At 56.8% G+C, this 24581-nt stretch carries 17 protein-coding genes, 2 tRNA genes and 1 pseudogene; 16 read left to right on the top strand and 4 right to left on the bottom strand.

Features of this window, described 5'->3' with window-relative positions; translation table 11 throughout:
* The first annotated feature begins 108 nt into the window (after positions 1-108).
* A complete protein-coding gene (locus tag ABQY74_RS12680; protein WP_349791685.1) occupies positions 109-3348 on the top strand; it encodes a PilC/PilY family type IV pilus protein in 3240 nt (1079 codons plus the stop codon).
* A 2-nt stretch (positions 3349-3350) separates the two neighbouring features.
* On the top strand, positions 3351-3782 hold the full coding sequence (locus tag ABQY74_RS12675) for a type IV pilin protein (protein ID WP_102584842.1): 432 nt from the start codon (positions 3351-3353) through the stop codon (positions 3780-3782).
* Between the two features lie 274 nt (positions 3783-4056).
* Here the strand turns inward: ABQY74_RS12675 and ABQY74_RS12670 are convergent.
* Both ABQY74_RS12670 and ABQY74_RS12665 read right to left on the bottom strand, forming a co-directional pair.
* Positions 4057-4133 (bottom strand) — tRNA-Asn (locus tag ABQY74_RS12670).
* Positions 4134-4201: 68 nt separating this feature from the next.
* Entirely contained in the window at positions 4202-4687 is a 486-nt protein-coding gene (locus ABQY74_RS12665; RefSeq protein WP_241239631.1) for a GspH/FimT family pseudopilin, read from the bottom strand.
* 192 nt (positions 4688-4879) lie between these two features.
* Between ABQY74_RS12665 and uvrB the strand changes: the two genes are divergently transcribed.
* On the top strand, positions 4880-6901 hold the full coding sequence (uvrB, locus tag ABQY74_RS12660) for an excinuclease ABC subunit UvrB (protein ID WP_039526529.1): 2022 nt from the start codon (positions 4880-4882) through the stop codon (positions 6899-6901).
* Between the two features lie 104 nt (positions 6902-7005).
* A tRNA-Val gene (locus tag ABQY74_RS12655) sits at positions 7006-7080 on the top strand.
* Here ABQY74_RS12655 and ABQY74_RS12650 read toward each other — a convergent pair.
* The gene (locus ABQY74_RS12650; RefSeq protein ID WP_349791682.1) at positions 7051-7350 is read right to left on the bottom strand and encodes a hypothetical protein; all 300 of its coding nucleotides are present in this window, start codon (positions 7348-7350) and stop codon (positions 7051-7053) included. The genes ABQY74_RS12655 and ABQY74_RS12650 overlap by 30 nt on opposite strands.
* Before the next feature lie 257 nt (positions 7351-7607).
* On the opposite strand from ABQY74_RS12650, the gene ABQY74_RS12645 reads away from it, so the two are divergent.
* From ABQY74_RS12645 to ABQY74_RS12590, 12 genes and pseudogenes are all read left to right on the top strand, one after another.
* Positions 7608-7850 carry a hypothetical protein gene (locus ABQY74_RS12645; RefSeq protein ID WP_349791680.1) on the top strand — a complete coding sequence of 81 codons (243 nt, stop codon included), beginning with the start codon at positions 7608-7610 and terminating at the stop codon, positions 7848-7850.
* A gap of 35 nt (positions 7851-7885) precedes the next feature.
* Positions 7886-9559, top strand: coding sequence for a type IV secretory system conjugative DNA transfer family protein (locus ABQY74_RS12640; protein ID WP_349791678.1), 1674 nt, complete (start codon positions 7886-7888; stop codon positions 9557-9559).
* 349 nt (positions 9560-9908) lie between these two features.
* The gene (locus ABQY74_RS12635) at positions 9909-10319 is read left to right on the top strand and encodes a TcpQ domain-containing protein (RefSeq protein WP_349791676.1); all 411 of its coding nucleotides are present in this window, start codon (positions 9909-9911) and stop codon (positions 10317-10319) included.
* Positions 10320-10445: 126 nt separating this feature from the next.
* Positions 10446-11456 (top strand): virB8 family protein, encoded by a 1011-nt coding sequence (locus ABQY74_RS12630; protein WP_181098264.1) that lies wholly within the window; start codon positions 10446-10448, stop codon positions 11454-11456.
* On the top strand, positions 11453-12220 hold the full coding sequence (locus ABQY74_RS12625; protein ID WP_349791674.1) for a TrbG/VirB9 family P-type conjugative transfer protein: 768 nt from the start codon (positions 11453-11455) through the stop codon (positions 12218-12220). Before ABQY74_RS12630 ends, ABQY74_RS12625 begins: the two co-directional genes overlap by 4 nt.
* Entirely contained in the window at positions 12217-13389 is a 1173-nt protein-coding gene (locus ABQY74_RS12620; RefSeq protein ID WP_104573539.1) for a TrbI/VirB10 family protein, read from the top strand. The genes ABQY74_RS12625 and ABQY74_RS12620 overlap by 4 nt, the downstream gene beginning before the upstream one ends.
* A 14-nt stretch (positions 13390-13403) precedes the next feature.
* Positions 13404-14444, top strand: coding sequence for a P-type DNA transfer ATPase VirB11 (virB11, locus tag ABQY74_RS12615; RefSeq protein ID WP_024937943.1), 1041 nt, complete (start codon positions 13404-13406; stop codon positions 14442-14444).
* Positions 14445-14500: 56 nt separating this feature from the next.
* A pseudogene (locus ABQY74_RS12610) lies at positions 14501-15062 on the top strand (lytic transglycosylase domain-containing protein); the annotation flags it as partial.
* A gap of 322 nt (positions 15063-15384) precedes the next feature.
* Positions 15385-15789 carry a TrbC/VirB2 family protein gene (locus ABQY74_RS12605; protein WP_104554108.1) on the top strand — a complete coding sequence of 135 codons (405 nt, stop codon included), beginning with the start codon at positions 15385-15387 and terminating at the stop codon, positions 15787-15789.
* The gene (locus ABQY74_RS12600) at positions 15782-16093 is read left to right on the top strand and encodes a type IV secretion system protein VirB3 (RefSeq protein ID WP_104554109.1); all 312 of its coding nucleotides are present in this window, start codon (positions 15782-15784) and stop codon (positions 16091-16093) included. The genes ABQY74_RS12605 and ABQY74_RS12600 overlap by 8 nt, the downstream gene beginning before the upstream one ends.
* 103 nt (positions 16094-16196) lie before the next feature.
* Positions 16197-18653 carry a VirB4 family type IV secretion/conjugal transfer ATPase gene (locus ABQY74_RS12595; protein WP_104554110.1) on the top strand — a complete coding sequence of 819 codons (2457 nt, stop codon included), beginning with the start codon at positions 16197-16199 and terminating at the stop codon, positions 18651-18653.
* A 370-nt stretch (positions 18654-19023) separates the two neighbouring features.
* Positions 19024-20640, top strand: coding sequence for an alpha-glucosidase (locus ABQY74_RS12590; protein WP_349791670.1), 1617 nt, complete (start codon positions 19024-19026; stop codon positions 20638-20640).
* A gap of 877 nt (positions 20641-21517) precedes the next feature.
* Here the strand turns inward: ABQY74_RS12590 and ABQY74_RS12585 are convergent.
* A complete protein-coding gene (locus ABQY74_RS12585; protein WP_349791668.1) occupies positions 21518-24277 on the bottom strand; it encodes a TonB-dependent receptor in 2760 nt (919 codons plus the stop codon).
* Positions 24278-24581 lie beyond the last annotated feature (304 nt).

Raw genomic sequence — 24581 nt, 5'->3', positions numbered from 1 at the left:
CCTTCTACATCTCTCCCATTCAAACGATCCGCTCTGGCTGAGCAACTGCGCTGCGCTTGCATGGCACTGGCAGCGACATTGGCTGCAGCTCCTGCAGGGGCAGTTAACTTGCCGGATGAGCCCCTGCAATCCAGTGGTCGTGTCTCCCCAAATATTTTATTTATTCTGGATGATTCTGGCTCGATGAGCGAGGACTCTATGCCGGATGTTTTGCCTGGAACGACGCCGATCAACATAGCGGAGCAGGCGTATAGCAGGAATACAATTTACTATAATCCTGCATTTGACTACAAGCCGTGGCTTAATCCTGACGGCAGTCAGATGACTGGCGGCGTCAGCTATTCGAATGTATATACTGACGATTCGTTCCTTACTGGGTCCGGAAATCTCCAGTCTGGCGTACGTACTTTCTTTGTTCCAAAGAATGCTGGTGCCTCTGCAGCTCAGTTGGCTAATGTCAGTAGCTATTGGCGTTATCAGATTCACACGGACGGACGTATTGTAAGAAGCGAATATCTGCAAAATGTATCTGGTCAACAAGGGCTTGCAGGTCGAAATTGCGATTCCAGCAATTCTGGTTGGCAATGGAAAAATTGTACATTTGCCTTGCCGAATCCAGCTCTCCGTGGCGATGAAAGTTCGGAGCGAACCAATTTTGCGATTTGGTATTCCTACTACCGCACTAGAATGAAAGTCGCGAAAGCTAGTGCTGGCCAGGCTTTTGCTGACCTTAATACGCCGGCGCGAGTTGGCTTCCGGACAATTTGGCGTAGAAATAAAACCGGAAATCTAATTACTCAGGATAATCCGATTCCGATTGGTCGGAATGACGGGCTGTTCGACGACCCCAATGGTGGTTCGGGAGCGAATAATAACAAGACGCTTTGGTATGACCGGCTCTACGGTGCATCAGGGTCAGGTGCGACGCCTCTTCATGGTGCGCTGACGGATGCTGGACTCTATTATAGTAGTGCGGCTGCTGGTGGGCCATATGGCCCTCAGGCAGGAAGCGCGCAGTTTTCTTGTCGTCAAAATTTTACTATTTTAACCACCGACGGTTATTGGAACGGAAAAGATAACTACGCGGACATTGCAAACGAGCAAGACAATGTCGCGGGTCAGACGATTACCAGTACCACGCGCGACACGTACACGTACCGGCCAGTGCGTCCGTATGCCAGCTCGGATTCCGATACGCTTGCCGACGTGGCGATGCGGTTTTGGAAAAATGACCTCCGTACTGATCTCGCAAATAATGTGCCTACCTCCAGTCGCGATCCTGGTTTTTGGCAGCACATGGTGACATACGCGATTTCTATCGGTGCGTCAGGCACTTTGAACCCGGAGACCGACCTTCCTGCATTAACAGCGGGAACCCTGAACTGGCCCACCCCGAGAAATAACACGATCGTCAACGTGGATGATCTATGGCATGCGTCTGTCAACGGGCGAGGAGATTTCATTGTTGCGAGTAATCCTGACGAATTTACCCAAGCTCTGAAAGCGTCGCTGGCGTCCATTATCGAGCGGGCAGGCGCATTCTCTAATCTATCGGCAAATTCCACGCGTGTAGATAGCGCGACGCTTGCGTTTCAGGCGAGCTTTGTGTCCGGTATCTGGTCTGGGCAGTTGCGTGCATTTCCAGTCACATCGTCTGGTACATCTGCGACTCCGGCCTGGAACGCCTCGGCTGGAATTCCGACGACTGGTCGCAAGATTTTCACTTTCAATGGCTTGACCGGAGCTGCGTTTCCAACCACAGCTCAGCTGTCGCCATTGACACGAAGTGCTGCTCCTGCAGTGAGTGGTGCTGACAATGCTGCGTACATCGCCGGTTCTCGAAATCAGGAACTTGCCAATGGCGGTACGTTACGCAACCGCACAACGGTGCTCGGCGATATTGTCGGTTCCTCGCCCGTTTACGATGCTCAAACGAACACTGTTTATGTAGGTGCCAATGACGGCATGCTACATGCCTTTGATGCAAGCGATGGGACCGAAGAGTTTGCTTACATCCCCGCAGCGCTAGATTTCGCTGATCTCAGCACATTGAGTCGGCCTGACTACGAGCATCGGTATTTTGTAGACGGCCCGGTCATTCTATCGCGCCGCGATCAGACGCCTGACGCGAGTATTCTTGTTGGCACGCTTGGTCGTGGTGGCAAGGGATTGTATTCGCTTGACGTCACCAGTCCTGGAAGCTTCGCTGCCACGCGCGTCAAGTGGGAGCGTACCGAAACACCGCTCAATAACATGGGCTTGATTCTTGGGCAGCCGATCATTGCGAAGCTCAACAATGGTGATATGGGTTTGATCGTGCCTAACGGTGTAAATAGCACCAACAATCGCGCAGCTTTGCTAATCTACCGACTTAGTGATGGTGCGCTCCTTGCTGAAATGGACACAGGTGTGGGCTCTGCGACGTCTCCCAACGGAATGTCGGCGCCTACCATCCGTGACGTTGATGGGAACGGGACGGCCGACTTCGTTTACGCCGGCGACATTCTGGGGAATATGTGGAAGTTCGATATCAGTTCGGCGACCAGAACGGCTTGGAGTAATGCAAGCAGCCGGGTTCGCATGTTTACCGCGACCAGTCCAGCCGGGCAAGCGCAGCCGATCACCTCGTCGCCGGTCGTCGCTCGTGATCCTTCTACTTTCCAACTTTGGGTCTTCTTCGGCACCGGTCGTTTTATGGAGACTGGCGATACGGCGGATCGAAGTGTTCAGACCGTTTACGGGTTGAAGGATGGGGCAGCCTCGATTGCAAAGAGCACCTTGCAACAGAGAACTATCGCAGCAGTGGCTACAGACGACGATACGGGACGTACAGTACGTGCCTTCGAGCTGCCTTCAGTGCTTCCCGCCGGGCGTAATGGTTGGTACATCGATTTGGTTAATCCGCCAACACCTCCCGGCACACCGATTGGCGAGCGTGTCATCAGTGACCCTCAGGTGGTTAATGACGTGTTGAACTTTTCGAGCATCATTCCCAGCAGCGATCCGTGTCTGCCAGGAGGCACTGGCTTTCAGAACGCGTTGAACGCTTTCACCGGAGCGAGCTTATCCGAGTCGTTCTTCGACCTAAATGGTAACGGGTCATTCGCAGACGAGACGGTGTCGGTAGGCGGTAGCACGGGGTCGCCAGGAACACCGGCGGCAACTGGATCTGTTGGGCTTGGAGGAATGGGCACGACAGGCAATATCCTGACTGGCGGTGGCGGTGGCGGTGGCGGTCCGGGACTTATCTGTACGAATCTTTCCAATGCAACCGTGGAGTGTCAGCGTATCCGTGAGGCGCGCCGGACTTCTCGTGTCTCTTGGCGCGAACTGTTGAAGGAGATGTGAGCATGAGAGCCGTTGGCAAAAAGCATGCTGCTGCGGGCTTTACACTGATCGAGCTGATGATCGTGGTTGCTGTGATTGCGGTCCTGGCAGGCATTGCGATGTATAACTACCAGGCGGCGGTGGTGCGCGCGAAGCGTTCAGCTGCAACGAGCTGCCTGCAGAGTGGTGCGCAGTACATGGAGCGCTACTACACGACGTATATGTCCTACAACAACACCAGTGCTCCACCAGCACTTCCTCAGTGCGATTCCGGTGTTGCCACTAGCTATACGTTAGCGCTTGCACCTTCAGCAGATGGAAGGACCTACACGATCACAGCAACGCCGATCAACCAGCAAGCTAGAGCAGATACGAAATGCGCCACTCTGTCGATTCTGCAATCAGGTGAGCGCCGGGAGAGTGGTACGGCAACGTCTGTCAGCGATTGTTGGTGATTTTTTACGCATCTTCGTCGCATCATCAATGCCGGGCGTGAAGGGTGCGTAATCGCTGAGCTGGCCCGTCTTTCGGCTGACTGAGCGGCTTGTGGATCAAACAGCAGGCGGTGCATTGCTGCGCCGCCTGCTGTTGTCATTTCAGAGTGTGCCTTCGCAGACAGCAGCCGTTGGTTCTGAGCGTGAGTTGCGTTGCCGCGCAGTTGCGTCTGGTAGAACGTTTGGATACAGCTCAGAAACAAAAAAACCCACGCCGTAGCGTGGGTTTTTAATTTGGCGCCCGAAGTTGGACTCGAACCAACGACCCCCTGATTAACAGTCAAGTGCTCTAACCGGCTGAGCTATTCGGGCGGGGAGGCAAATTATAGGGATGGCCGGCCGGCTGTGCAAGCCCCCAGTTACGTCCGCGCGTCAGGTTCTCATGAGGGGCATGGTTGCGGCTGCGGCCGTACAGAGCGGGTCCGCCCGGCAATGCTGACGATTACTTGGGCCTCAAGGCTCCCACCCTGGCAGATGTGGAAGGTCACATTGCTCCCTAGGGTGGTTCCCAATGAGCCGTACCGCACCTGCGTGCGGCCCGTGGTGGTAAGGATGCTGAGCTTTGAGCTGTGCGTCGGTTTTGCCGACGCGATGATGTCGCTGGCATCGTCCGGCCTGCGATTGCCGTCGGGATCCGCGTATATAAGCCAACCGCTGGTCCAGTCATGGCCAGTCATGCATTCGCTTAACGAGTTGCTCGGACATATCGCAACGGCACTTCCCCGCGCAATGGACGTTGACCTTGCTAAGGTCAGGTGTGCGACGAGTTCGAGCACGGTGGCAGTGACTTGGTGTGACCGGTGGAGTCTGCTGAGGGATGGCAGCGCGATCGAGACGGCGATTGCAAGGACCGCTCCTGCAATCATTGCTTCCATCAGGTTGAATCCTGCCTGGCGTCGGATCTTATCCATCGTGGAGCCCTACGCTGAGGAGCTCAAGCTTCGGGAATGAGCCTTGGCCTGACGATCAGGTCAAGGCTGACTTTGGGGTAGGAAAACAACAAACATTGCCATCATCTGCCGTCGGTATACTTGGGGGTCGATTGAGGGTGCCGCTCCATGACCGACCGTTTTCAGCTTGTATCCCCGTACTCCCCAGCCGGCGATCAGCCTGCCGCCATCGAGAAGCTGGTGGCCAGCTTCGAGGCCGGTTTGGCCAAACAGACCTTGCTGGGCGTGACCGGCTCCGGCAAGACCTACACCATCGCCAACGTGATCCAGCAGGTGCAGAAACCGACCTTGGTGATGGCGCCGAACAAGACGCTGGCGGCGCAGCTGTACGGTGAATTCAAGTCGTTCTTTCCGCACAACGCGGTGGAGTACTTCGTCAGCTACTACGACTACTACCAGCCTGAGGCCTATGTGCCGTCGTCGGACACCTTCATCGAGAAGGACAGTTCGATCAACGAGCACATCGAGCAGATGCGTCTGTCGGCGACCAAGACCTTGCTGTCGCGTCGTGATTCGCTTGTAGTGGCCACGGTGTCGGCGATCTACGGCCTGGGGGCGCCGGAAGACTATCTGTCACTGCGCTTGATCCTTTCGGTGGGCGAGCACATCGATCAGCGTCAGTTGATCCGCCATCTCACCGATCTACAGTACACCCGCAACGAATTTGAGCTGACCCGCGGCGCGTTCCGTGTGCGCGGCGAAGTGCTGGACGTATTTCCAGCTGAATCCGACACCGAGGCGTTACGGATCGAGTTGTTCGATGGCGACATCGAGCGGCTGACCCTGTTCGATCCGTTGACCGGCGAAACTCTGCGCAAGCTGCAGCGCTACACCGTGTACCCCAAGACGCATTACGCGACCACGCGCGAGCGCACGTTGAGCGCGGTGGACACGATCAAGGACGAACTGAAGGAACGGTTGGAGCAGCTGTATTCGCAGAACAAGCTGGTCGAAGCGCAGCGCCTGGCGCAGCGCACCCAGTTCGATCTGGAAATGATGGCCGAGGTCGGCTTCTGCAACGGTATCGAAAACTATTCGCGGCATCTCACCGGCAAGGCACCCGGCGAGCCGCCGCCGACGTTGTTCGACTACCTGCCGCCGGACGCGCTGCTGGTCATCGACGAGTCGCATGTGACCATTCCGCAGATCGGCGCGATGTACAAGGGCGACCGCTCGCGCAAGGAGACGCTGGTGGAGTTCGGTTTCCGTCTGCCGTCGGCACTGGACAACCGGCCGCTGCGTTTCGAGGAATGGGAGGCGCGCTCGCCGCGCAGCATCTATGTGTCGGCCACGCCGGGCCCCTACGAACTGCGCGAGTCCGCGGGCGAGATCACCGAGCTGGTGGTGCGCCCGACCGGCCTGATCGATCCGGTGGTCGAGATTCGTCCGGTCGGAACGCAGGTGGACGACCTGATGTCCGAGATCCACGAGCGCATCAAGCTCGGCGACCGCGTGTTGGTGACGACGCTGACCAAGCGCATGTCCGAGAACCTCACCGAGTACCTCGGCGAGCACGGCATTCGGGTGCGCTATCTGCATTCGGATATCGACACGGTGGAGCGCGTGGAGATCATCCGCGACCTGCGTCTGGGCAAGTTCGACGTGCTGGTCGGCATCAATCTGTTGCGCGAAGGCCTGGATATGCCGGAAGTGTCGCTGGTGGCGATCCTGGATGCGGACAAGGAGGGCTTCCTGCGTTCGACCGGCTCGCTGATTCAAACCATCGGCCGCGCAGCGCGCAACCTGCGCGGCAAGGCCATTCTGTATGCCGACAAGATCACGCGTTCGATGCAGGCCGCGATCGACGAGACTGACCGCCGCCGCGAGAAGCAGGTCGAGTACAACCTGGAGCATGGCATCACGCCCAAGTCGGTGGCGCGTCCGATCTCCGACATCATGGAAGGTGCGCGCGAGGATGCCGCCGAGAAGAAGGCAGGCAAGGGGCGCTCAAAGTCGCGTCAGGTGGCGGAGGAGATGCCCGATTACCGCGCAATGGGGCCTGCCCAGATCGCCGGCAAGCTCAAGAGCCTGGAGCAGCAGATGTACCAGCACGCCAAGGACCTGGAGTTCGAGGCGGCCGCGCAGATTCGCGACCAGATCCAAAAACTCAAAGCTGCCAGCCTGGCGTAGGGCAGGGCGACAGCGCGAAAGTTCGAGCGCAGGGAGGGCTTGTGGTGATCCAAACCCTGCGCTAGAATGCGCGCCCTGCACAGCGCAATGCTGATGCAGGAAACGGGCGGTTAGCTCAGCGGTAGAGCACTACCTTGACATGGTAGGGGTCACAGGTTCGAACCCTGTACCGCCCACCACTCCAAGTCCAGACGGCACGGCGACTTGAGTGGTTTCAACATCGGCAGCGACTGCTGCCGCGGATCCCGAAGTGATTTACGCAGCAGCTCCTGCATCTTCCGCGTGCCCTGTATTTGGTCTTCGGCGATCGCTTTCATTTTCTTATGTGCATCGCCCAGGCGTGTTGGACGAATTTCGTGCAGCGGCCGGGCATTGCCGGCGGCGGAGCGGTGGTCTAGCAAGCCGGGCGCTCTTTCGCTCCTGAGCAATAGGTTCTGGCGCCAGGCCAAGCTTCCGCTCCGCGTGTCATTTCGTCGCGGCGCTGGTCACCCATCCATGAAGCGGCGAGCAGGTTTTTTGGTGCCAGGCACGTGTGTGGCTAAGAAAGCACATCAACTGCTGACGGAATTCCGCCGGCGCTGACCCATCCCGATCCTCGTGTGGCGTCGAATGCGCGCGCGGCTGTGTCGGCTTCACCGAAACCGCTTTCTCCATCACACGTCTTGCTTTAGCATCGCCTCCGCGCTGACGAAAAGGAAGGCTGGCGATGGACGAGTATCAGCACACGGTGCTGACCAGGGGCGGGTACCGTGTCGTGGCAATCACCCGGGAAGACACCTACGCGCCCGACGCCGTGGTGGCCTATGCCGTGGTGACGGATGCCGGAACCCGGATCACGCCGGATCTTTCCCTGGATCAAGCCAGAGTCTGGATCGACTCGCTCGTTGAGAGTGAGAGTGGTGGACGCAAGTCGGATCTGCTCGATCACAAAAACGTCGTCCGTCGCTGAGTGCCGTTGAGAAGTAAGCCAAGGAGTAGGGGCGCGTGTCCAAAGCCAAAATAATTGCAATCGCCACCGTGGTGACATTGCTTGTTGGATATTTCCTGTCCGGATATCTGACGCTTCTGTTGTTGCGGCTCGATACCGGGCTGTATGCGTGGGATACCTACTACCGCTACGTCAAGGCGCTGGGCCTGCCGGAAGTGGTGCCTTACGCAACCAAGATCAAGATGTCCGGCATTCTCGGCTTTGGCCTGCCCGGGATCATCTGGGCCATCACGGTCGTGCTCCTGGTCAAGCCGAAGGCGCGGGCGCTGCATGGCGACGCGCGCTTTGCCGGAGCGGCAGACCTTTCCAAGCACGGTTTGTTCAAGCCGAGCGGCAACGGCATCGTGGTGGGCAAGTTCAACGGCAAGCTTGTACGGCTGAGCGGGCAACAGTTCGTGATCCTCGCCGCGCCAACGCGCTCCGGCAAGGGCGTCGGCGTGGTCATTCCCAACCTGCTGGAGTACCAGGAATCGGTAGTGGTCCTGGATATCAAGCAGGAGAACTTCGACCTCACCAGCGGCTGGCGCGCCAGTCAGGGGCATGAGGTGTTTCTCTTCAATCCCTTCGCCGAGGACCGTCGCACCCATCGCTGGAATCCGCTGACCTATGTGTCCAGCGATCCTGCCTTTCGTGTGTCGGATCTGATGAGCATTGCTGCGATGCTGTATCCGGACGGGTCGGATGACCAGAAGTTCTGGGTCAGCCAGGCGCGTAATGCCTTCATGGCGTTCGCCCTGTATCTGTTCGAAAACCAGGACGAAGAGTTGTCGCTCGGCTTCCCGGGCGGGGCAGGGGCTCCCACGCTTGGCGGCATCTATCGCCTCTCGTCCGGGGATGGTACAGACCTCAAGAAGTACCTCAAGTCGCTGTCCGAGCGCAGGTTCCTCAGCAGCAATGCGCGCTCGGCATTTTCCAACATGCTGTCACAGGCCGATGAGACCTTTGCGTCCATCATGGGCACCCTGAAAGAGCCGCTCAACGCATGGATCAACCCGGTCCTGGACGCGGCAACTAGCGCGGACGACTTCCTGCTCACCGACTTGCGCAAGAAGAAGATGACGATCTACATCGGCATCCAGCCCAACAAGCTGGCCGAAAGCCGGCTTATCATCAACTTGCTCTTCAGTCAGATCATCAACCTCAACACCCGCGAGCTTCCGAAGTCCAATCCGGAGCTGAAGTACCAATGCCTGCTGTTGATGGACGAATTCACCTCGATCGGCAAAGTGGACATCATCGCCACCGCGGTAGCCTATATGGCGGGTTACAACCTTCGCCTGCTGCCGATCATTCAGAGCATGGCGCAGCTGGACGCCACCTACGGCAAGGATCTGTCGCGCACCATCATCACCAACCATGCGCTGCAGATCCTGTACGCGCCGCGCGAGCAGCAGGATGCGAACGACTACTCCGAGATGTTGGGCTACACCACCATCAAGAAGAAGAACGTCACTCGAGGCAGGGAAACCACCCGGAGTATTTCCGAGGAGCGGCGTGCGCTCATGTTGCCGCAGGAGCTGAAGGCGATGGGTAATGAGAAGGAGGTCTTCCTGTACGAGGGCATTCCGCATCCGGTGAAATGCGACAAGATCCGCTACTACGAAGACCGCTATTTCACCGCACGCCTGCTGCCCAAGACAGATGTGAAAACGCTTTCCATCAGGTTGTGACGGTTGTCGCACAACGGCTGCGAAGGGGCGCCGGTAATTCTTGACTCATGTGTTCGTTAAGGGCAAAGTTACCCAGAATTCGCGCAGTGTTGATTTTTTGTTAAGAGGGGCGGCGCCGGACGGGGTCGTACAGGAGTAAGGCTATGGATGGTTCTTCGGCGTATTCATTTTCACCGGGTGTGCGCATGCATGGCGCTGACTGGCCTGTTCGGGCTGGTTCGGGCGGCCACGCACACTCGATCGAGTCATCAGAGGCAGATCCCCTCCGTCACCCGAAGGTGAGCGGAGCTGTTGTGCTGTCCGTCTTAAGCCCGAAATCTCATGAGTTGGAGAAGTCAGAGTGAATCCGATGTCTGTGTCCAAGCTGTCGCTGGTCTTGGTGGTCGCTGCGTTGATCGGGGCCTGCGCGACCAAGCCTGCTCCCGATTTTGGTGGACGTTGGAAGCACGTCAATCACTTTGACGAAGCACCTACCGAAATTCCGCTTTACACCTCTTATACGTATCAGGCCACGCCGATGGACGGCACGTTGAAGACGATGCTGGAACGATGGGCCACGGATTCCAACATGCAGCTGTCCTACAACCTGCCTTCGGACTACACCCTGATCGCCCCGGTTTCCAGTATCAGCACCACCAGCGTGCAGCAAGCCGCCACCGAGCTGAGCGCGGTGTACGCAGCGCAAGGTGTGTCGGTTTCGGTCTCCGCCAACAAGTTGCTGGTACAGCCGGTGCCGGTGTCGTCTGGAGCAAAGCTCTAAGAGCTGAACTGCTGATCCGATGCTCCCAGCATTCGGTCGGTGAGCCAGCTCAAGCCTCCCATGTGTCCGCGCACGTCGCGGCAATAGTTTCGGGCCTGACAGGGCCCTACGGTGACGGATCTAGACATGTTGCGTAAGAAGGTCAGTGAAAAGGACGGATCTGCCCAAGTGGGTGCGGCCGTCCAGAAAGCGGTGAACTACGAGGTCAGCATCGCCGATCTCGCACGCCGCAGCGAAAAGCGTGCATGGATGGTAGCGACCGTTTCCATGATCATTACCGTCATGACGGCCGGCGGCTACTATTACATGCTGCCGCTGAAAGAGAAGGTACCGTACCTGGTAATGGCGGACGCCTACTCGGGAACCAGCACGATTGCAAAACTCGAGGCGAATTTTGGTGGACGTGCAGTTAGTACGAGCGAGGCGCTAGCGCGTAGCAATATTGCACGCTTTATCATAGCCCGCGAGTCGTATGACGCATCGACGATCAGCGATCGTGACTGGAATACGGTCGGATCAATGGCCGCCACGAGCGTACTTGCTGAGTATCGTGCGCTGCATGCCGCCAATAATCCGGCCAGGCCTTTCATCGTCTATGGAAGGAATCGCGCAATTCGTATCACGATCCTAAGCATCACTCTTATTGGTGGGAAGGGTAAGCCTTTTTCAGGGGCGACGGTACGTTTCCAGCGAAATATCTACGATAAAAGCTCTACGGTCAGCACTTTGTTAGATAACAAGATCGCGACAATGGAGTTTGTTTACCAAGATAATCTCCAGATGACCGATGAGCTGAGGGTGGAAAATCCGCTAGGCTTCAGAGTCACTGATTATCGCGTAGATAATGACTATTCGGCTCTGCCCGCGACTCCTGCTTCCGGCACGCAGATGCTTCCATCAACAGCTGCAGCTTCTCAAGGAGTTCCGGTAGTGCAGCCCGGAATGCCTGGAGCTGCTGCTCCAGGTGCGCCTAACGCAGTGCCGGCGGGTACGATGCCTGCCCAGCAGATTCTCCAGGCGCCTGCTGGTGTGCCGGCTCAGCAACAGATGGCGCCAGCGACATATCCAAATCAGGCCCAGCCTGCGATCCAACCCCAGGGGACACCGAATAATGTCAATGGAGCGAGCGGTAGATGAATCTCTTTAGTCGATACAGGACGTCGCTACTTGCGCTGCTACCGCTTGCGTTATGCGTGCCCTCCGCGACTGCACAGGTGGTGCAGGAGTATGAGTATGCGCCAGACCGCATTTATCAGGTGCGTACGGGACTGGGAATCACAACTCAGGTGGAGCTTAGTCCGAACGAAAAAATCCTGGACTACAGTACTGGTTTTACCGGTGGCTGGGAGTTGACCCGCCGCGAAAATGTTTTCTACCTCAAGCCAAAGAATGTCGATGTCGATACGAATATGATGATTCGTACTGCGACGCATTCATACATTCTTGAACTTAAGGTGGTGGCGACTGATTGGCAGCGTTTGGAACAGGCCAAACAGGCTGGTGTGCAGTATAAGATAGTATTCACTTACCCAAAGGATGCCAGTTTTAACGGTCCCGAGGAGGCGGTGGCGGTTAAGGATGGCCCGCAACTGAATGCCAAGATATTGAAGGATCGCCGTTATTATTATGATTATGACTATTCGACGCGAACTAAAAAATCCTGGTTGATTCCGAGTCGCGTATATGACGACGGCAAGTTCACTTACGTAAATATGGATTTGACCCGCTTCCCGACAGGTAATTTTCCTGCTGTCTTCGGTCGTGAAAAAGAGCACTCTGAAGACTTTTTGGTCAATACCACGGTTGAAGGAAATACATTGATCGTGCATGGCACCTATCCATTTCTGGTAGTTCGCCATGGCAGCAATGTCGTAGGTCTGCGAAGGAATAAGCAAAAGTGAACTCAAATACGCCAAACAACTCCGACGAGCGCATCCCCGGACGCGATGAGCAGTCCCGTGCAGAATACGACGAACGCGAAAGCAACCCTTACTTTGCGCGCCAGAGGGCAGCCGAAGCTCCGGATCTTGATGCCAACGAGCCCGTGTTGCACTCCAACGACATCAAGCGGCTCAATCGCAAAGCCTTGGTGTTCTTGGCCGGTATAGCAGCATTGTTGATTCTTGCGATTTTCTGGCTAGTTTCACGTAGCTCAGGCAAACAGGAGACGGTGAAGCCTCGCGTTGAAACGGTCGTCGCGCCAGCGTTGCCGCAAAATATCACATCGTCTGTCGACCCCAGCCCGGTGCCGCTTGTGCAGCAGCAAGATCCGCTGCCTTTGCCAACTGCGCCACCTGAGTATAACGAGGAGCGTGTCATCGCTCCTGAGCGCGAGCGTGGTCCTACGTTGCTGGAGCGCCGTATTCTCGCTGAACAGTCTGCCGGACAGGGCCCACAAGCTAGCAGTGGTCTGCTGGGGGCACAGCTGCCAGCTGATCAGGAAGACAAGCAAGTTACCTTGGCCAAGCCAATTAGTAATCCAGATGGGCTGCTAGTTCGCGGAACGTATATTCGCTGCATTTTAGAGACCCGAATCATCAGTGATTTCGATGGCTTTACATCATGCATCGTGACCGAGCCCGTATATTCGATTAATGGGCATAATTTGCTGTTGCCGAAGGGTTCAAAGATGCTTGGGCAATACGCAGCAAAGGAGCCGACTTCTCCTCGCATGCAGGTGGTCTGGGACCGCATCACGACCCCGACTGGCATCGATGTAATGCTGGAAGGGCCAGGCATTGACAATCTCGGTAGTGCGGGTCATCCAGGCCAGTATAACGCTCACTGGGGCAATAAAATTGCGTCTGCGCTATTCATCAGTATGCTGAGTGACGCATTTAAGTACGCCGCAGCAGAATATGGCCCTGAGACAACCACCGTTGGTGTCGGTAGTGGTGTCATCACCCAGCAGCCGTTTGAAAGCAATACCGCTCGTAGCATTCAGGATATCGCAGAGCAAGCAGTCGCAAAATCCGGCCGCCGCCCTGCAACTGTGACGATCAATCAGGGAACAGTGCTGAACGTTTATGTAGCCAAGGACGTTGATTTCACAGCGGTGTTGCCAAGGTGAGTGAAGGTGCCGTCATGACGATTGACGATTCTCCGCTTGCGCGGATTTCTAACGATTTTCTGGATTATCAGTACTCGGTGCTGGGTATTCTTGATTATCTGAATTCCCCTGAAGTTACTGAAATCTGCATCAATCGTCCTGGCGAAATCTATCTCGAAACCATCAATGGCTGGCAGCGCATGGACGTGCCATCTCTAACATTCGATCGAGCAAGGCAGTTTTGCACTGCAGTTGTTAATGAAAGTAATACGGGTCAGCGTATTACTGACGCCGATCCAGTTGTTTCTTTGACGTTTCCAACCGGTCAGCGCGCGCAGTTTGTGATCCCTCCTGCATGCGATGCCGGCAAGGTTTCGATCACAATTCGTTTGCCTTCCAAACATACCAAGACCCTCGAGCAGTATAAGCATGACGGGTTCTTTGACCAGGTGTTGGAACAGGCTGCGGATGTTAGTGATCATGATCGTGAGCTGCTTGAATTACGCCGCAATAAAGATTATTCGGAGTTTTTTAAGAAGTCTGTACTTTACAAGAAGAACGTGGTCGTGGCCGGTGCAACCGGTAGTGGTAAAACTACGTTCATGAAAGCACTGGTCAATCATATCCCTAACGAAGAGCGCCTGGTCACTATCGAGGATGCTCGAGAACTTTTCATCAGCCAGCCGAACTCGGTGCATCTTCTTTATTCAAAAGGAGGGCAGAGCGCCAGCAATGTAACCGCAAAAAGCTGCATGGAGGCCTGTCTCCGGATGAAGCCCGACAGGATTATCCTTGCGGAATTACGCGGCGATGAATCGTTCTATTTCATCCGGAACTGCGCTTCCGGCCATCCTGGCTCTATCACTAGTTGTCACGCAGGAAGCGTGGAGCAGACGTGGGATCAGCTTGCGCTTATGGTGAAGGCCTCTAGTGAGGGTTCTGGTTTAGAATTCGAGGTGATCAAGCGATTGCTGCGCATGACCATCGATATTGTGGTGCATATCAAGGCGCATGCCGGACGTCGCTTCATCACAGGGATCGATTTTGATCCGGTAAGAACACTGCGGGGCGGCTAACTAGCCGCAAGCAACTGACGTCGATCGAATTTGAGGAGGCTGCTATGCTGCCTGGCATGGAACTCATGGGATGCACCGGACTAGCCGTCCCTGGCGAGGTGATGCAGCACGTTGTGCGCGTTGAATCATCACGTAATCCTTACGCAATCGGTGTGGTTGGTGGCAGGCTGGTGCGTGAGCCGCGGGGTCTTGAAGAAGCGGTCGCTACTGCGAGGATGTTGGAGCAAAAGGGATACAATTTCTCTCTCGGCCTGGGTCAGGTCAATCGCTATAATCTGCTGAAGTACGGACTGACGAGTTACGAAATGGCGTTTGCCAAATGCCCTAATTTGGTTGCAGCCTCAAAGATTCTGGCTGAGTGCCATTCTCGCTCAGGTGCAAATTGGGGTAAATCGTTCAGCTGTTACTATTCCGGTAATTTTGAGACTGGCTTCAAGCACGGCTACGTGCAGAAGATTTACGCATCCATCCGGCAGTCAGTGGCTTCTGCAGGTGGCGCTGAGCCGATCGGAGTCATTCCTAATCGGCCGATCAAGATACGTAACGAGAATCCTGCGCGTCAAATTGCCGCTGGACTTGCAGATGCCATCATTTCACGTCGGATTCAAGAGATGGCTGCACCTGCGCAAAATCAAGTGCAGCTCCAAACGCTGCCCGAAAGTGCAACCGCGCCCGTCCCTGCTCAGCGCGCGGTGGCCTCCTCGCCGATTCAAGCGGAAAGCGACCTTTACGTCATTCGGGCAACCGGACAGGGGCGTGGCGTCGCTGTTCCTGCTGCAGGAGGACAGCCCGCTGCTTCGGCTGCAGCTAGTCAAGCCGCGCCAGCTCCTGATCCCACGCCGCCTCGACAGTCTCAAGTAGATAGTGCGTTTGTGTTTTAGCAAGGATGAAAAATTGCCATCGGATGGTTACGAGTCCCCCCGTTCCAAGGAGATAGATCATGAAATCAGTAAATAACAAACAGTTGATCGCCGACGCCAAGATGGTCGGTATTCAGGCTCTGAAGGCGTTGGTTTTCACCTCAGCCTTGCTGGTAGCCGGTGGTGCTGGCGCTCAGGTCGGTGACTTGGCAAAGACCGATGAAAAAGTGTGTGGTTTTCTGGATAATGTCAATACGTTGCTTACGATGGGTTCTGTAGCTGTTGTGACGATTGCGGTGATTGTCGCTGGTTATCAGATTGCCTTTGCCCACAAACGCATCTCTGAAGTGTCGCCGATTCTGATTGGCGGCGTATTGATTGGTGCTGCCGGCCAGATTGCCAATATGGTGATCGGCAAGCGTGACAACCAGTGCACGGGCGAAGCGGCCATGGCGCTACTGCAAGCCATCCATCACTATGCATAAAGATGTACTTTTTCGTGGGTGCACTCGCCCGGCGATGTTTTTGGGGGTTCCCTATATCCCATTCTTCGTCGGTGCCGGTGGTGGCCTGATGATGGGTATGTACTTCGATTTGTGGTTCCTCCTTACTATTCCTGTTTTCATCTTCATCATGCAGCAAATGGCCAAAAGGGATGAAATGATTTTCAGGTTGCTAGGATTGCGATGGCTATTTCGGATGCGTGTCCGTAATCTGCAGCGCTATTCCGGAATGTGGGTGTTTAGCCCTAACGAATATCGCAAGGTGCTTGCTGGAAAGCGTCAGTAATCACCTGGATCTGCTCTATCAGCCCCATGCGCGCAAGCTGCATGGGGCTGGTGCTTATGTCGATTGCTTTTTTTGACGTTTCCTTCTTTAAACTGGTAATTCCATGTTAAGTCCAGATAGTCCAATCAGCGAATTCGTCTCCATTTCGACGCACGTGGCACCGTCGGTTCTAAAGACGACTGGTGGCGACTATCTGTTGATTTGGCATCTAGGTGGCCTTCCTTTCGTTGGGCGCGACGAGTTCGAGTTGGAACAGCGTCACAATACTTTCAATCGCCTGCTTCAGACATTGCGTGCGCCAGATTTCGCGAACGTGGCATTCTGGGTGCACGACGTCCGCCGCCGTCGCAGGATTGGCAATGCCAGTCGCTTCAAGCAGTCTTTCAATCAAGGATTGTCCGACGAGTATTACGCTGCTTTATCGTCGCAAAAGATCATGCAGAATGAGCTGTATTTCAGCATGATCTACAGGCCGGTGGTCACTGGTCGCCGCTTGGTCGAAAAGTCTGGCGACCCGGAGCGAATTCGCTCGGAAGAAGAGCAGGCGATAGCGAAGATGATTGAGCTCGCCACAAACGTGGAGGCGGTGCTTAAGGACTATTCGCCTTACCGGTTGGGCATGTATGAAGCCAAGAATGGTATTGTTTTTTCAGAAACGCTGGAGTTTCTTGGCTATTTGCTTAACCGGATCGATGAGCCTGTTCCTGTGCTGCAAGCACCGGTGCAGGCATATCTTCCAGTCAGTAAGCACATGTTTGCCAATAAGACGGGTGACTTCGTCATTCGCACGCCCGATGGCCTTAATCACTTCGGTGCAATTCTTAACGTTAAAGAATATGCTGATGGAACGTATCCAGGCATTCTCAATGGTCTGAAATACCTGGATTTTGAGTATGTCGTGACGCATTCGTTTAGTCCTGTCGGTCGCCATGACGCGCTCAAAGTGCTTGAGCGTACAAAGGGTATGATGATCTCGTCGGGAGACAAGTCGTCCAGTCAGATCAGGGATCTGGATGTTGCGATGGATGACGTAGCTTCAGGCAATTTTGTGCTTGGTGAGTACCATTTTACGATTGCTGTTTATGCCGACAGCCAAGAGAAGTTGGCCAAGCAGATCGCAACTACCCGTGCTGAGCTGTCCAATGCCGGCTTTGTCTCATCCAAGGAAGATCTCGCAGTAGCGTCGTCATTTTACGCGCAACTACCAGGCAATTGGCGTTTCCGTACTCGAATTGCCAATCTCAGCTCTCTTAACTTTCTCGGTCTTTCCCCGCTGCATAACTTTGCGCAGGGTAAGCAACATAATAATCCTTGGGGGGACTGCGTAACCACGCTGCAGACCACCAACGGTCAGCCGTATTACTTCAACTTCCACGCTACCCATCCGGCCGAAAACTCGCTGGGAGAGAAGGCGATCGCGAACACGATGGTGATTGGTAAGTCGGGTACGGGTAAGACCGCGCTGATTAATTTCCTGTTGAGCCAGGTGCAGAAGCTCGATCCGGTTCCGACGATCTTCTTCTTTGACAAGGATCGCGGCGCTGAAATCTTTGTGCGTGCCTGCGGGGGCAACTATCTGGCGCTAGAGAATGGTGCGCCAACGGGCTTCAATCCGTTCCAGTGCGAACGCAATGAGGCCAACACGCAATTTCTGGCCGAGCTGATCAAGGTGCTGGGTGGCAAGTCGGAGTACAGTTCGCGCGAGGAAGAAGACATTTATCGTGCGGTGGAGGGCATGCTGGACACGCCGATGCATCTTCGCAGCATGAGCAACTTCCGCAAGAGCCTGCCGAACATGGGTGACGATGGGCTGTATGCGCGCCTGCGTCGCTGGACCGCCGGCAATTCGCTGGGCTGGGTGTTCGATAACCCAGTTGATACCATCGACCTGACGCGCGCCTCGATCATCGGCTTTGACTACACCGATGTGATCGATAATGCAGAAGTTCGCGTGCCGGTGATCAACTATCTACTTCACAGGTTGGAGGCGTTGATCGACGGACGTCCGTTGATCTACGTAATGGACGAGTTCTGGAAGATCCTCGATGGTAAGGGAGGGCTGAAAGAATTCGCCAAGAACAAGCAGAAGACCATCCGTAAGCAGAATGGCCTGGGTATTTTCGCCACCCAGAGCCCGGAAGACGCATTGGCCAGCGATATCGCTGCCGCACTTATCGAACAAACCGCAACTATGATTTTGTTGCCAAATCCAAGCGCCAGTCGTGACGATTATATGGAAGGTCTCAAGCTCACCGACGCCGAATATCAGGTGGTGGTGTCGCTGGATGAGCGCTCGCGTTGCTTTCTGGTCAAGCAGGGCCACGCCTCGGCAGTGTGCCAGCTCAACCTGCGTGGGATGGATGATGCCCTTTCGGTGATTTCGTCCTCGACCGACAATATCGAAATCATGCATCAAATTTTGTCGCGTAAAGCCGATAAGCTAGGCGTAAGCGTAGATCAGCTGACGCCAGAGCAGTGGCTGGAAGACTTCTATGCGAACCGAAAGGGCTCAGGTGCACGTAAGCGTGCCAAAGACGCCGATCTTCAGGATCACGCATAAGCTTGAGTTAGTATGCGCAATGTTTTTAAAGCCCGTCGCAGATTAACGGACGGGCTATGTTCTGATTGATGAAATTTTTTTAATAACGCGTATTTAGTGTTGTTCGCTTTAAATCTATTTCAGTCGTCGAATAGCATTTTTTTCATATGCGACAATTCGATTTTTTGAGTTCAAGTTTCTTCCATGCCAGCTCTCTTGATGGCGAGTGAGGTGGTGCAAGCCATAATGTAAGTTCCCGGGATATTTAGGCGTTGCTGCATACCGCTATGAATACGTATGCACAAATGCCCCGCATGCTGTGGGCACGGCTACGCTAACGGCCTTCGCTGAGCGCCTATCTGGCGCCCGCATTGGCCCGGGAGGGGCGTACATGTCGCAGACACCATGGTGGCGCGGGGCCGTCATCTATCAGATTTATCCGCGTAGTTTTCTCGATTCCAACGGCGATGGGGTGGGCGATCTGCCCGGCATCATCGCCAAGCTCGACTACATCGCCGGGTTGGGGGCGGATGCGATATGGATCTCGCCTTTCTTCAAGTCGCCGATGGCAGATTTCGGCTACGACATCGCGGACTACCGTGCGGTGGATCCGCTGTTCGGGACGCTGGATGACTTCGATCGGCTGCTCGACAAGGCGCATGGCCTTGGCTTGAAGGTGATGATCGACCAGGTGTTGAGCCACACCTCGATCGCGCATGCATGGTTCCAGGAGAGCCGGCAGGACCGGACCAACGCGAAGGCGGATTGGTACGTATGGGCCGATCCGCGTGACGACGGGACGCCACCGAACAACTGGTTGTCGCTGTTTGGTGGGGTGGCGTGGCAATGGGAGCCGCGGCGTGAGCAGTATTACCTGCACAACTTCCTGGTGGATCAGCCGGACCTGAATTTTCACAACGCCGAGGTGCAGCAGGCGACGTTGGATAACGTGCGCTTCTGGCTGGATCGCGGGGTGGATGGGTTCCGCCTGGACGCGATCAACTTCTGCTTCCACGATGCGCAGCTGCGTGACAATCCGGCCAAGCCGGCCGACAAGCGTGTGGGGCGTGGGTTCAGTGCCGACAACCCTTACGCGTATCAGTACCACTACTTCAACAACACGCAGCCGGAAAATCTAGCGTTCCTCGAGCGCCTGCGCGGGCTGCTGGATCTTTATCCGAATGCAGTGAGCCTTGGCGAGATCTCGTCGGAAGACTCGCTGGCGACCACTGCCGAGTACACCGCTCATGGCCGCCTGCATATGGGCTACAGCTTCGAGCTGCTGGTGCAGGACTACAGTGCTGCTTATATCCGCGAGACGGTGAGCCGGCTCGAAGCCACGATGCTGGAAGGTTGGCCATGCTGGGCCATTTCCAACCACGACGTGGTGCGCGCGGTGACACGCTGGGGCGGGGCCGATGCGTCGCCGGCGTTCGCGCGGATGGTGGTGGCGATGCTGTGCTCGCTGCGCGGCTCGATCTGCCTGTATCAGGGCGAGGAGCTGGGCCTGGGCGAGGCGGATGTGGCGTTCGAGGATCTGCGCGATCCCTATGGCATTACCTTCTGGCCAACCTTCAAGGGTCGCGATGGCTGCCGCACGCCCATGCCATGGACGGATGCGCCGTCGGCAGGCTTCAGCAGCGGCAAGCCGTGGTTGCCGCTGGCTGAAGAGCATCGTGCGGCTGCGGTGAGCGTGCAGCAGGACGATCCGTTGTCCGTGCTCAGTGCGGTGCGACAGTTCCTGGCTTGGCGCAAGGGCGAGCCTGCGTTGCGCGAGGGTACGATCACGTTCTACGACACCGCCGAACCTGTGCTGATGTTCCGGCGCGAGCACGCCGGCCGGGTGATGTTGCTGGCATTCAATCTGTCGGCCGATGCAGCCGAGCTTGGGATGCCGGCTGGCACGTGGAAGCAGGTCAATGTACCCGGCGTAGAGCGCGGAGCCATCGGCCATGACCGCCTGCGTCTGGCCGGGCATGCGGTGGTTTGCGCGATCGAGGGTGGTTGACGATGTGTCGCGCCAGCTAACTGTCGATGGGTGATCGTCTGGAACGCAGCGAGGCATTCCTTTGGGGGAATGCCTCGCTTTTTTTGTAGTTGACGATTGCTTGGTTTGCCAAGAATTTATAGCGTTACGCCAGCTGTGCGGCTATTCCCTGTCGATCAGGTCCTTGCTCTATGGATGAGGCAGGGTGTGCTGTTCTCCACGCCAGTCGGGTGTTTTGACCAGAAGGCCGCACAGGGATTGCGATTGACTGTGAGGACGTCGGCGTTTACCGGCGGCCTTGTAGCAGTGGCTTGGATTCGTGTTGGTGCAGGTAGGCGCTGATGGTGCCTGGATTGGTTCCGTTCTGGTGCTACAAGCGACTGCTATGCGCAGGGAAGTGCTGATGCGCAAGGGTTGCGTGATTGCGGCCGACCCTATGTGCTTTGCAGAGAGCGATGCAAGCTTGGATTCTTAAAATTTTGGATCAAAGAAAACCCGCCGGCATGACGTCGGCGGGTTTTCTCTGTTCGATGTTGTTGCTTCCCTGCTCAGAGAAACGTTCGATGCCTTGTGGGCAGCAGAGCCGTATCCAAGGTGACGGCGCAGGCAGTAGAAGAGCGGGGGGATTGTGCTTGGTGGATGCACGCCGTGCTTGTGCCGTACCCTCACCCCAACCCCTCTCCCGGTGGGAAAGGGGCTTCGTTGTCCCGATGGAGAGGTCTGGCGCCGGGGCCGGGCAGCCTGGTGATACGCCGGTTATCACTTAGGTAGCGTAGCCACAGTTAGCGATGTGGCCACAGGTAACAACGTAGCTACAAGTAACGTCGTAGCCACAGATAACGATCCAGCCACAGATAACGATGTAGCCATCAGCGCCTCGCCTGCAGGTCACCTCGCGTCAGAACTTGTAGTTGACGCCCAGCACGAAGGTGCGGCCCCATTCGATGTATTCCAGCGGACGGTCCTTGGTTTCGGCATAGGTGCGGTAGGGCGAGTTGCTGAGGTTGCTGGCCTGCAGCAGTAAGGTCAGGCCGGCAAGATCGCTGTTGTCGTTGAAGCTGTAGCTGATCTGCGCGTCGGTAATGTTTTCGCCGACCACGTAGCGCAGCGTGCGGTTGCCGTTGAAGTTTCCGATCTCGCCGATGAAGTCCGAGCGGCGGCGCTGGCTGACGCGTGCCTCGAAGCCCTTGTGCTCGTAGTAGGCGGTGAGGTTGTAGACGCGTTCGGACAGGCCGGGCAGGCTGATTTCGCCGTCACCGACACTGGAAGCACTTTCCGGGTCGCGGATCTTGACGTCGCTATCGTTGAAGGTGGCGCTGGCCTGGATGCCGAAACCTTCCAAGGGAGCGAAGACCAGATCCAGCGGCAGCGAAGCGGTGAGTTCGACGCCGCGCAGGGTGCCGCCCTTGCCGTTGAACGGGGCGCTGAAGGTGCCGGTGGTCAGCACCGGCGCAGAGCCTGGCGGCGGCACGTAGCCGGCCACCAACGCGGAGAAATCGTAGTTGTCGCGGCTCTGGGTGTAGATGTAGCTCTTCAGGTCCTTGTAGAAGAATGCGGCTGCCACGTAGGCGCGCTCGGCGAAATACTTTTCATAGGAAAGATCGATGGCGTTCGCGCGCCAGGGGTCGAGCATCGGGTTGCCGCCGCTGGCACCGGGGCGGCCGGTGGAGGTGTCGACGCCGAATTCCAGCGAGGCGCGCAGCTGATCCACGCGTGGGCGCGCGACCTGCTTTGCCATCGCAAAGCGCAGTGTCTGTTCGTGCGGGAACTGGAAGGCCAGATTCAGGCTGGGCAGCCAGTCGCGATAGGTCTTGCCGTCGTCGATCGGGCGCACTTCGCTGCCCACCGGCTGCGAGGCATCCCAGTAGTTTGCGCGCGAGGATTGGTCGGCGCTCTGCAGCTGCACGCCGATATTGCCGCGCACGCCCACATCGCCCCATTCGGTATCGAGATTGGCGCGCAGCCAGGCGGTGGTGATCTTCTCTTCGACGGTCCAGGCCTTGGACACCAGGAACGAGGCATCGTCGCTGGGATTGAACAGCATGTAACGCGAGACCACCGCCGGGACGTTCCAGGCGGGCAGGGTGCCGATGCCGGCAAAGCCCAGGTTGACCGGCGCGTATTGCAGGTCCGGTGCGATGGTGGATTCGCCCTGCGCGCCAAGGGTGATGTTGCCTTCCGGCTGGGTCTTCTGTTTTTCGCGATTGGCGTAGTTGACGCCCACATCCAGATCCGAGAACCAGCTCAGCGCTTCGGGCATCGGGAAGCTGGCCTGCAGGCGTGCGCCCTTGAGCACATCTTCCACGCTCGGCACCTTGCCGTAGCCGGAGCCGTAGATGGTGTTGGTGAGAAACAGCTGATCGGGATTGGAGTAATCCATTCCCGGCGCAAGCTGGGAGAAACCGTTGCCGACAACCGATACGCCGACGGTATCCAGCTGCGGCATGGGCGCACGTTGAAGATTGTTCTCCAGGTTCAGTTCGTCGCGCGTGGCCTTGGAGTAATTGAGATCAGCAGTGATCTTGACCGCACCGGCAGTGATCTCGTTGTTCCAGCCGAACGCATCGATGGTGTCTTCGCGCTTGTTGTACATGCCGCGGACCAACGGATAGACGCCACTGGCGTCGCCGCCGGTGAAGCTGTTGCTGTCGTTGACGCGCACGTTGCTGATGTTCAGGCCCGGCGTGTAGCCACCGTTGTAGTTGCTCAGGTTGAGCTCGAACTGGTTAGCGGTGTCGATCTGCTCGGCCTTGGTGTGGAAGGCGTCGAGCGTGCTGGTCCAGGCATTGGACGGGCGGTATTGCAAGGTGGCCATGACGCCGTCGCGCTTCTGGTTGCCGGTGCGGCGCAATGCCTTGATGCCGTCGGAAAAATACACGCCGTCGGCCACGCCGGGGCGCGGGCGCTGTGCGTTGACTGGCTGCCACGGCTCGTACAGGCCGACCTGGTTTTCCTGGATCGGCATGTCGGTGTGTGCGTAGCCGATGGTCAGGCCGATGGTGCGGTCGGCGAACTGGTCGATGTAGCTGACATTGAAGCGGTTGCCGTACGGATCGACGTTGGCAGCCTTGCCCAACGAATTGCGTTGGTAACGGCCACCGATGGCGATCACCCGCTCGTTGTAGCTGAGCGGGCGTGCGGTCTGCATGTCGACGGTGCCGGACAGGCCCTGGCCGACCAGGCCGGCGTCGGGCGTCTTGTAGACGGTGACGCCGCTGACCAGTTCGGACGGGTACTGGTCGAATTCCACGCTGCGGTTATCGCCGGTGCTGACCACTTCGCGGCCGTTGAGCAGGGTGGTGGAGAAGTCCGGCGACAGCCCGCGCACGCTGATGACCTGTGCGCGACCGGCCACACGTTGCGCTGCCAGGCCAGGCAGGCGCGCGAGCGACTCGGCGATGCTGACGTCCGGCAGCCGGCCGATATCTTCGGCCGAAATGGCTTCCACGATCGAGGTCGAATCCCGCTTGACCGAGATGGCACCTTCGATCGCGCGGCGCAGGCCGGTGACCTGGACCTTGTCCAATTCGGTCACCGCGCCGGCGGCTTGTTCGGTGTCGGTTGTTGATGCCGGCGTTGCCGATTGCGCGGCGGCCAACGTCGGTGCCATGGCGACGGCCAGGGCGATACTCAGCGCAGAGCGCTTGTGCTTCAACATTTTCCCCTCCCAGGTACATGTTGTTCTTTGAATTTTCGATCCGGCAGACGCCTGGATGCATTGCATCGCGCGCCACGACGGACATCACGACTGCGACGTATGGTAGACACGGCATCTGGGTGCAAACGGGCAATGCATACGTATTCAACCCGGCTGATGGCGCTGGAATCGATTCCACGCCGGCTTTGCTGCGGCGCGCTAAGCCATCTGGCTTGTAGTGAGACGGCAGCACCGCATCACGCAGCGGCTGCCGTGCCGCTGCACGATGCACTCGATCGCGTTGAAGATCTCTTCAGCCCGTTGT

This window comes from Xanthomonas sp. WHRI 7064, assembly GCF_040202355.2.
Classification (GTDB): domain Bacteria; phylum Pseudomonadota; class Gammaproteobacteria; order Xanthomonadales; family Xanthomonadaceae; genus Xanthomonas; species Xanthomonas arboricola.
The sequence above is the reverse complement of the archived record's forward strand: the minus strand, read 5'-3'. Positions and strand labels throughout refer to the sequence as shown.